This window comes from Leuconostoc sp. (assembly GCF_965300815.1).
Genome location: NZ_CBDKZH010000050.1, coordinates 1 through 9,402, shown reverse-complemented (window position 1 = coordinate 9,402; position 9,402 = coordinate 1). Strand labels below are relative to the sequence as shown.

The window sequence follows — 9,402 nt, the reverse complement described above, 5'->3', positions numbered from 1 at the left end:
TTTTTTATAGATAGGCCGCTGTTTTTTCGGCGATGGCAGCGGCAGATTGCTTGAGGCTGGCCTGTTCAGCAGCCGTAAGCGCTAAAGAAAAATCCCCGACAATCCCGCCACGACCAATAATAGCGGGTGTCGAGATATAGCTATTGAATTGGTGGTCGTAATGGGACACAATCGCTTCTTGGCGGGCATCTGACAGCACAAGTTGGGCTAATGCCACAGCAGCATGGGCAATGGCGAAGTTGGTATATTTTTTACCAGCAAAGACAGTAAAGCCACCATCGCGCGCATCAGCGGCAATTTGGTTCAAATCAAGCTGGTAGGTAGCGGCCAGTTCAGTTGCGGTTTGGCCAAGTGCCCGAACGGTTGACCAGGCGGCAAATTGTGACGCACCATGTTCGCCTAACATATAGCCACTGACACTGCGCGGATCAATATTCAGGGCGTCACCGAGGGCGCGTTTCAAACGGGCAGTGTCTAAATAAGTCCCTGTGCCAAAAACTTGTTGGGTGGGTAAACCGGTCACTTGTTGATAAAGGCCAGTCATCACGTCAACTGGATTGGAAATGACGATTAAGACCCCCTGAAAACCTGCATGTTTTAAGTCAGTTCCGACTTGTTGCACTTCTGGTGTATTGGCGCGTAATTCCGTGAAACGATCCCCGCCAGGTTGGATGAGGTCAATATGACCCAGTGCTGAAATAACGACATCAGCATCGCCTAAGTCAGCCGTTGTACCGGCTGTCACCGTCACGTGTTGAGGTAATAAACTCGCGGCATCACGAAAATCAAGTACCTCTGATGCCAACTTATCAGGGTTTTTATCAACTAGGACCAATGTATCTGCGAGACCTTGGCTCACAATCAGATGGGCAACTGTTGCACCAACGTGACCAATCCCAACAACGCCAATTTTTCGCATAAAACCACCTCATGAATTTAAAATGTGTTATTGATTAGATTATACACATTTTTATAGGAAAACGCCAAATTTCGCTCATGTTTCACGTGGAACATCATAAGTTGCTGATTGCAAAAATGAGTTGGGGAAATAGGTGGGATTAAGCGCCGATTGCGTGATAATTATTGGTTTAATTTGTGATAAAATAGAACCTTGTGTGATACTTTAAAAATATTAAGGGAGTTCATCATGTCATTGATGTCCAAAACCGATTTCCGCAAAGTGTGGTATGCTGTGCTACCACTTTTTGTCAGTTATTTACCATTAGGACTGGCGAGCGGTATTTTACTACAGTCGGTACATTTCAACGTCTTTCAGACGTTCTTGATTTCAGTGCTTGTTTTTTCAGGTGGGGGCCAATTTTTAGTGGTGGCGCTACTGGCAACGCAAAGTAGTGTCAGCACAATCTTAATGATGGTGTTCTTTTTAGAACTACGTTATGCGCTTTTGGGGGCAACCTTGTCACGCTATCTCAAGCATGAAAGTAACGGATTCTTAGCGATTTTTTCACAATCGATGAATGACGAAAATTATGCCGTCAATCATTTGAAATTTATGACCGATAGTTCTTGGGACGGTCAAAAGGCCCTCTGGGTCAACTGGTTGTCGATGTTCGCTTGGACCTCAGCGAACATGGTGGGGACGCTTGGGGCCCAATTTATCAAGATTGATAGTAGTTTAGTGCATTTTGCGCTGACTGCCATGTTTGTTTACATGCTTGTGATGCATGTGAAAAATAAAAAGCGTCTGGTGGCCGCGGTGGTTTCTGCCGTGTTAGCCGTACTCTTTATGGTCACGATTAAAAACACCTTTGGGATTGTGTTAGCAACCCTAGTTGCGTCTTATGTTGGACATAGTTTTGAACAGTGGCAGCATAAGCGCCGTGCGCTCGCTAATCCAGCGGTTGCTGTGGAGGAATAAGAATGTCAGATTTAGCAATTTACGGTCTTATTTTCGGGTTGTTTTTAGCCGCGTACATACCGCGGGTGCTCCCAATTTTTTATTTTTCAAAACGGCAAATTCCTAGTTGGTTCCACGACTGGATGAAGTATGTGCCGATTTCCTTGTTTGCAGCTTTAGTGGCAAAAGATGTGTTCATTAAAGGCACAACATTTGAATGGCGTTGGCCATATGTTGTGACGGTGGTCATCGTCTTCTTGGTTGCTTATAAGAGCCGTTCTATGGTGGTTTCGGTGATTACCGGTTTGATTGCAATTTATTTAACGACGCTATTTTTAGGTTAAAAGTCTGTCTTGACAGGCTTTTTTTATTGCCTTGCGGCTGGGAGGCGATACATGAATATTTTTCATCTAAAGATGAAAAAGTTTAGTTTTATTTCTTGATGCGTATCCTCTAAGATAAATATAGACGTTATTTAAGGGGAAAAGCATCATGACACAAAAACATCAGCTGGCACGGACGCTATCAGGCCGGCATATTAACATGATTGCCCTGGGCGGAACGATCGGTACCGGTTTGTTTTTAGGTGCGGGTGGCTCAATTCAAAAGGCCGGCCCAGCTATTTTATTGGTCTATATCATTACTGGTTTCTTCGTTTTTGCCATGATGCGGGCGCTTGGCGAATTACTACTGTCTGATCATGATCAGACCACCTTTATTGGCTTCATCAAAAAATATCTCGGGCCACGTGCTGGCTTCGTGATGGGGTGGACTTATTGGATTGGTTGGATCATTATTGCAATGGCTGAGCTAACGGCTATTGGGCAATATATGCAGTTTTGGCTGCCAGGAACGCCTGCATGGCTGTGGGAACTAATCTTTTTGGGGCTATTGTACACCATGAATATTGTGGCGGTGAAAGCCTTCGGCGAAGCAGAATTTTGGTTCGCGTTGATTAAGATTGTGGCCATTATAGCCATGATTCTGACAGGCATCATTATGGTTGTTGGCCATGTCCGGACAAGCGTTGGCGTGACCCAACTGTCAACACTGTGGTCACACGGTTTAGTGGCTGATCACGGGCGTCAACTCTTGACAACTTTCCAAATGGCCTTCTTTGCTTTCTTGGGCGTTGAATTTGTCGGGATTGCCTCTTCAGAAACTCAAAATCCTATTACAACAATTCCAAAATCAATCAATTCCATTATTATTCGTATTTTGATCTTTTATGTTGGGGCTTTGTTGGCCATTATGGTTATTCAACCCTGGACGGATTACAGTGCCGATCACTCACCGTTTGTCCAAGTCTTTTCAAATATTGGGATTAGTACGGCAGCCGGGATTATCAATTTTGTCATTTTGACGGCCGCGGCTTCGTCATTGAACAGTGCCTTGTTTACAACTGGGCGCATGCTCTTCTCACTTTCACCGAAAAAAAGTTACTTGGCGCAAGTTAATCGGCGTTGGATCCCCTTACGGGCGATCACAGCATCGACTATCTTGGTTGCGTTAGCCATCGGTTTGAACTATGTCTTCCCAGAAGATGCGTTCAGTCTGGTGACGTCAACGGCATCAGCGACATTTATTGGCATTTATGTGGCCTTGTTAGTGACGCATCTGAAATACCGGCGCTCAGCTGATTTTAAACAAGGCGAGCAACATTTTAAGATGCCATGGGCACCTGTATCAAATTATTTGACGATTGCCTTTATGTTAGGCATTTTTGTGATTTTACTATGCTCACCGGCAACTATGGGGACAACTATTTTTGCCATTGTATGGTTTATTGTACTCACTGTTTTGAGTATATTGCGTGTTAAAAACAACTAAAAAAACCGCCGAAAGGCGGTTTTTTTAAGCCATGAAATAAGTTAAAATCTTAGTTTCATCTAAAGCGGCTTTTTCGTCGTCACGGACATCGAGCACAATTTGACCGGCATTAAGAATAATTAAGCGGTTACCATACTTTAAAGCATCGGCTAAATTATGGGTAATCATCAAAGCCGTGAGGTGATTTTTGACTACCTGGTCGTTTGTGGCATGCATGAGTTGTTCAGAAGTTTTAGGATCTAGCGCTGCGGTGTGTTCATCAAGTAGTAACAATTCCGGCTTGACGCGGGTAGCCATGAGGAAACTCAACGCTTGGCGTTGCCCACCTGAGAGATCACCCGTTGCAGTTTGCAAGCGGGTATCTAAATTGTTCCCCATGACCTTGGTCAATTGGGCATATTCAGCAAGTTTTTCTTTAGTGAGTCCGCGTGGCCGCAACGTCCGTTTTTGCCCACGTTTTTCGGCTAATAACAGATTTTCAGCGACGGTCATCCGTGGCGCTGTCCCCATTTTAGGATCTTGGAAGACGCGTGCGATGGTGTCAGTTCGGGAAACGGCTGTGGTATGGGTAATATCTTGCCCGTTGTGCAATAAAGTACCTGACGCAACGGGGAGATTACCGGCAATAGTGTTAAACAAGGTAGACTTTCCGGCACCGTTAGTCCCAAGTACGGTAATGAAATCAACGTCATAAATATCAAAGTTGAGATGATCAAGGATTTTGACGTTGTCACCAACGGTGACAACAATGTCTTGTAATGAAAATACCGGTTTAGTCATGTGGTGTGACTCCTTTTTTGATGACGTGTTCCAAGCGTAAAGCCTGACGTAATTGTGGTAACATCATGGCGACAGCGAGGACAATGGCTGAAATCAAATTCAAATCGTTTGTTGAGAAGCCAAGTTGCAAAACGGCTAGTAGGACCAGACGGTAAATAATTGAGCCGACAATGACGGCAACGAGGCGTTCGTTCAAAGATAACTCACCAAAGGCGACTTCACCAATGATAATCGAGGCCAGCGCGATAACGATCACACCAATCCCCATGTTGATGTCGGCATAGCCATTATTTTGGGCGATGACAGCCCCACCAAAGGCGATTAAACCATTGGAAAGCATCAAGCCCATAATGGTCATCCGATCGGTCTTAATACCAATAGATTGTGCCATTGTGGCATTGTCCCCTGTAGCAATAAAAGCTTGCCCAAGCTCTGTTTGCAAAAAGAAGATTAGGCCAAGCGTGATGACGGTAATAATTACAAAGCCGACGACAACGCCATCAAAATATTTTGGTAAGTGTTGGAGAAAGGATGCTGAGAAAATGGATTGTTGGTTGAGCAAGGAAATATTGGCTGACCCCATAATGCGTAAATTAATTGATAATGACGCTGTCATGACTAAGATACCAGCCAAAAGGATTGGAATACGGCCTTTGGTGTAAAGTAAGCCCGTGGTTAAACCAGCTAACGTGCCCACGACAAAGGCGGCTAGGGTGGCTAAATAAGGATTAAACCCGTGCGCAATCATGGTCACGGCAGTGGCGGCCCCGAGGGGGAAGGACCCTTCAACGGTCATGTCGGGGAAGTTTAAAATGCGGAAGGTAAGAAATAGGGCAACGCCTAGAACGGCCCAAAGTAGCCCTTGGCCAATGCTTGATACGATCATACTCATTTGATGACTTCTCCTTTGGTTTCTGCTGCTTTAATCATGCTGTCGGGGAGTTGAATCCCTAATAGCTGCGCTTGCTTTAAGTTCACGACCATATCCCCTTGGGTAATGGTTTTAACGGGGTAGGTGGCAGGATCTTTACCTTTGAGCACCTTGGCGGCCATGATGCCGGCTTGATACCCAATATCATATTGACTCACAGAAATAGTCGCTAAGCCACCATCTTTGACCATGGTATCAACTGCTGGAATGACTGGAATGTTGTTTTGATTGGTCACGTTAATCAGCGTCTTCATGGCACTGGCCACGCCGTTATCTTGTGGGGCATAAACCACATCCACTTGACTTGCCATGGTTTCGGCAACTTGTTGCATATCATTAGTTGTTGAAATGGTATACAGCTTGACGTCGTAACCCGCTGCTTGCGCAAGTTTGGCCATGTTTTTGGCATTATATTCACCACCGTGATCAGACGTGGTATAAATGATTCCTAATTTTTTAGCATGGGGGACAGCTTGTTGGATTACGCTGAGGTGTTGTGATAGCGGTGAGTCACCGGCCGTCCCGGTCACGTTATTACCGGGATGTTGGGCTGTTTTGACTAATCCTGAGCCAGCCGGATCAGTAATACCGGCTAAAATAACCGGGTTATCACCGTTGGCTGTTTTAGCTAATGACAAAGCGGCTGGTGTCGCAATCCCAATGGTGAGGGCGGCATTTTCATTGGCAAATTTTTGTGACATCGTTTTTAAATTGGCCTGGTTCGCTTGGGCATTTTGATAATCAATTTTGATTTTCTGCCCGCTATAACCTTGTGATTTTAAGCCAGCGAGAATCCCGCGATGAATCTCATCTAGGGCCGGGTGGGTTACCAGTTGTAGGATCCCAATAGTGGGGACCGTGTCAGCCTTTTTGGCGCTACTGTTAGGGTGACTAGTTGTCACAAACGCCACGGCGAGAAAGGCGACAATGGCCGTGATGGTAGCTAGTAAACGTTTATTCATCTTCAATTCTCCGAATTTCTCTCTAAAATAAAATTGACCTTGGATGGCCACACAGGGCTTTCCAAGGTCAAAAGAAAAGTCTGTATGGCATATTCCCATACAGACTCGAATGTTACACAAAATGCGTCGGTATGGATAAAACAAATGTTTTAAACATCAGCTTTATCCGTTACCGAAAAGCTGACTTACCGACGCCACCAGGCATTGTTCAATTGTGCTAACACATTTTGCATGATTTTTTCCCCGAGTTGTTTATGGCTTTAAGAATACTAAGAAGTGCATGAGTTGTCAATAGTGACTTTAACATTTTTCCTGAGGCGTTTTTTTTAATCTGTCGTTGGGCATCATCACTATTTGTGGTGTGATAGCAGAAAAATTTGCTGAAAATGCTGAAAATAACTATGATTTGAAAATGTAAACGGTCGCTTTTTTGCTCATTGACGACAAAGTTGTTAGAATAGAGAGTATGCAAAAACAACAGCATTATTTAACAGAGCTGGCACTTGTGAGCTTTGGTGGTGGGATCGGCGGAAGCCTACGCTACCTGTTGCACTTTGTTCCAGGTATTGGCCCCCTACCAGTGATGACTATGATGATTAACTGGTCGGGTACGTTTCTTTTGGCTTGCCTGGGTGCCTATCTAGCACAAAGGGCGAGTCGACTCGCGAGTTGGCAAACGTTTATCGGTACGGGTGTGATTGGTGGGTATACCACGTTTAGTACGATGGTCTTGCAATATTTCCAATTGACGACAATAGCGCTTGTTTGGGCGGTAAGTTATTTGCTACTGACAATCGTTGGTGGCTTGATTTTTCTGCGCTTTGGGCGTTGGTGCGGTCGTCGGTTAGGTGGTGTGCAATGACCATACTAATGGCGATTTTTATCGGTTCTTTTGTCGGGACAATGTTACGCTATGTGTGTTTGACGTTTTGGCCGTGGCAAACGACGTATTTAACCGCTGTCTTTACCGTGAACATGATAGGGGCCTTTTTTATGGGTGTCATGTTTGCCACTAATACCTTACAAGTTTGGCATGGGGCAATAGCCACCGGTGTGCTTGGTGGTTTGACCACTTTTAGTACCATGATGACCCAAAGTGCCCAACGGCCACGGCGACAAAGTCTTTATTTGATCGTACAGGTTGCGGCGGGGTTATTGAGCTTTGTCTTAGGTAGCCTACTGGCTGTCATTTTAAAATAAATCAATAAGATACCGGCCGTTGTCCCCTTAATTAACGACTGGTTTGGGAGAAAATAATGTCTAAAATAGCAATTATTAGTGATTCAGCTTCAACAATACCGACTACCTTGCGTAATCGGTATCATATTTTCCAAGTGAATGATCCGATTATTTTCGGGGATGAAGTGTATAAAGAAACAGTTGACGTTCAGGGTCTTGGCGAATTAGTTAAGATGATGAAAGACAAGAAAATGATTTCCTCAACGTCACAACCAGCACCTGGCGATTGGGAAGAGGCTTTGAACGATGCCAAAGCAGCCGGCTATGATGCCGCTTTGATTATCCCGATTTCTTCTGGGTTGTCAGGTGCCTTCCAAACAGCACAAGCTGTGGCGGCCGGTTATGATGGCATGGCTGATGTGCGTGTATGGGATTCTAAGTTTGCCGTGATGGGTTCAGGTATGCAAGCCGTGATGGCTGCTGATATGGCTGAAAAGGGCCGCTCAATGGATGACATTTGGGCTGCTTTGACAACGTTACGTGAGACTTTTGATGTGCGTTTTGCTGTCAATGACATTTCACATTTGCAACGGACGGGCCGTTTATCACGTGGGGCGGCGCTAGTTGGTGGTTTGTTAAACATTAAGCCCATTTTATCAATGGATGTCCAAGGTGAAGGTAAGATTGGTGCCGTTGGCAAGGCGCGCAAGATGAGCGGCGCCTTAAAAGAAATCAAAACCGCATTAGATCAATATCTGACCCAGGTCGATTATCCAGTTCGGGCTGTTGTGGTTGATGGCAATAATCAAAAGCTCGGGGATAAGTGGTTAAAGGACTTACAAAACGAGTACCCAATGGTAACCTTTGAACGTGGTGAAATTGGGGCTTATATTGGGGTTCATACAGGTGATGGCGCCATGGGTGTCTTATGGGCCCGTGATTGGGAAAATATTATTTAATCATAACTGATGATGACAGTAGTCGAGGGTAACCTTGGCTGCTGTTTTATTTTTTTGTGGCGCATAGTGTCTTAGTGTGACATGATATAATAGAACGATACAATTAATATATGGGGACGACTAAATGAAACAATCGAAAGCATACCAAATTACGTATGAGGTATTAAATGCCGTCACGCATGGTTTGGGATTTTTATTAGCCGTTGGCGCAGGCATTGCGCTCATTTTTCATGTCTTGCGGCGTCCAGTCACGGGGCTGGAAATCACGGCTATTGCCATCTATGTGTCTACGGTGGGCTTCTTCTTACTAGCTTCCACGCTTTTCCATTCGCTGATCTTTACGCGCGCGGCTAAAACCTTTCAATTCTTTGATCATGCCGGGATTTACCTAGTGATTTTGGGCAGTTATACACCATATACTTGGCTATTAATTAAAGGTTGGGTCGGTTGGACGATCTGGGGTGCCATTTTGGCAATGACCATTGCTGGCTTTATCTATGACCTATTTTTTGTGGGCCGTTGGCCATGGGTGTCCGTGACGATTTATTTGGTTATGGGTTGGTTGATTGTCTTAGCGATGCCGGTACTTTGGGGCGTTTTGTCACATACAGCCTTTTGGTTGTTGCTGGCTGGTGGCTTGACTTATTCAGCAGGGACAATTTTCTATCTCGTACCAAAAATTCCAATGGGTCATGTTTACTGGCATGTTTTTGTGCTAGGTGGCGCTGGCTTAATGTTTGCTAGTATTTATATCAGTCTATGAAAAAAGCAATCATCAGTTGATGATTGCTTTTTTGCTGCTTTAATGCAAAGAAAAACAGCACATCAGATCTGATGTGCTGTTAATGTAGTGGACAGTCAGGGGCTCGAACCCTGGACCCACGGATTAAGAGTCCGTTGCTC

Annotated in this window: 11 protein-coding genes; 7 read left to right on the top strand and 4 right to left on the bottom strand. The window is 44.9% G+C overall.

Features of this window, described 5'->3' with window-relative positions:
- Positions 1 to 4: 4 nt before the first annotated feature.
- The gene (locus ACW12G_RS04595) at positions 5 to 919 is read right to left on the bottom strand and encodes a lactate/malate family dehydrogenase (RefSeq protein WP_278848589.1); all 915 of its coding nucleotides are present in this window, start codon (positions 917 to 919) and stop codon (positions 5 to 7) included.
- 228 nt (positions 920 to 1,147) lie between these two features.
- Here ACW12G_RS04595 and ACW12G_RS04590 point away from each other — a divergent pair, with 228 nt between their 5' ends.
- From ACW12G_RS04590 to ACW12G_RS04580, 3 genes are all read left to right on the top strand, one after another.
- Entirely contained in the window at positions 1,148 to 1,879 is a 732-nt protein-coding gene (locus ACW12G_RS04590) for an AzlC family ABC transporter permease (RefSeq protein WP_455647386.1), read from the top strand.
- A 2-nt stretch (positions 1,880 to 1,881) separates the two neighbouring features.
- Positions 1,882 to 2,202, top strand: a complete 321-nt coding sequence (locus ACW12G_RS04585; RefSeq protein WP_029510026.1) for an AzlD domain-containing protein — start codon at positions 1,882 to 1,884, stop codon at positions 2,200 to 2,202.
- A gap of 148 nt (positions 2,203 to 2,350) precedes the next feature.
- Positions 2,351 to 3,688 carry an amino acid permease gene (locus tag ACW12G_RS04580; protein WP_455647385.1) on the top strand — a complete coding sequence of 446 codons (1,338 nt, stop codon included), beginning with the start codon at positions 2,351 to 2,353 and terminating at the stop codon, positions 3,686 to 3,688.
- Between the two features lie 24 nt (positions 3,689 to 3,712).
- On the opposite strand, the gene ACW12G_RS04575 is transcribed toward ACW12G_RS04580, so the two are convergent.
- Genes ACW12G_RS04575 through trpX form a run of 3 tightly spaced genes read right to left on the bottom strand, consistent with a single transcriptional unit; the run spans position 3,713 to position 6,361 of the window.
- Positions 3,713 to 4,468: an ABC transporter ATP-binding protein gene (locus ACW12G_RS04575; RefSeq protein WP_455647384.1), complete on the bottom strand. Its 756-nt coding sequence runs from the start codon at positions 4,466 to 4,468 to the stop codon at positions 3,713 to 3,715.
- Positions 4,461 to 5,360, bottom strand: coding sequence for an ABC transporter permease (locus ACW12G_RS04570; RefSeq protein WP_010005833.1), 900 nt, complete (start codon positions 5,358 to 5,360; stop codon positions 4,461 to 4,463). Before ACW12G_RS04570 ends, ACW12G_RS04575 begins: the two co-directional genes overlap by 8 nt.
- Entirely contained in the window at positions 5,357 to 6,361 is a 1,005-nt protein-coding gene (trpX, locus tag ACW12G_RS04565; RefSeq protein WP_455647383.1) for a tryptophan ABC transporter substrate-binding protein, read from the bottom strand. The genes ACW12G_RS04570 and trpX overlap by 4 nt, the downstream gene beginning before the upstream one ends.
- Positions 6,362 to 6,827: 466 nt before the next feature.
- Between trpX and ACW12G_RS04560 the strand changes: the two genes are divergently transcribed.
- The 4 genes from ACW12G_RS04560 (at position 6,828) to trhA (ending at position 9,262) form a co-directional block, all read left to right on the top strand.
- Positions 6,828 to 7,223: a fluoride efflux transporter FluC gene (locus ACW12G_RS04560; RefSeq protein WP_029510021.1), complete on the top strand. Its 396-nt coding sequence runs from the start codon at positions 6,828 to 6,830 to the stop codon at positions 7,221 to 7,223.
- The gene (locus ACW12G_RS04555) at positions 7,220 to 7,561 is read left to right on the top strand and encodes a fluoride efflux transporter FluC (protein ID WP_029510020.1); all 342 of its coding nucleotides are present in this window, start codon (positions 7,220 to 7,222) and stop codon (positions 7,559 to 7,561) included. The genes ACW12G_RS04560 and ACW12G_RS04555 overlap by 4 nt, the downstream gene beginning before the upstream one ends.
- 56 nt (positions 7,562 to 7,617) lie before the next feature.
- Complete coding sequence (locus tag ACW12G_RS04550; RefSeq protein ID WP_455647382.1) at positions 7,618 to 8,499, top strand: DegV family protein; 882 nt, start codon at positions 7,618 to 7,620, stop codon at positions 8,497 to 8,499.
- Between the two features lie 124 nt (positions 8,500 to 8,623).
- Positions 8,624 to 9,262, top strand: coding sequence for a PAQR family membrane homeostasis protein TrhA (trhA, locus tag ACW12G_RS04545; RefSeq protein WP_146975850.1), 639 nt, complete (start codon positions 8,624 to 8,626; stop codon positions 9,260 to 9,262).
- Positions 9,263 to 9,402 lie beyond the last annotated feature (140 nt).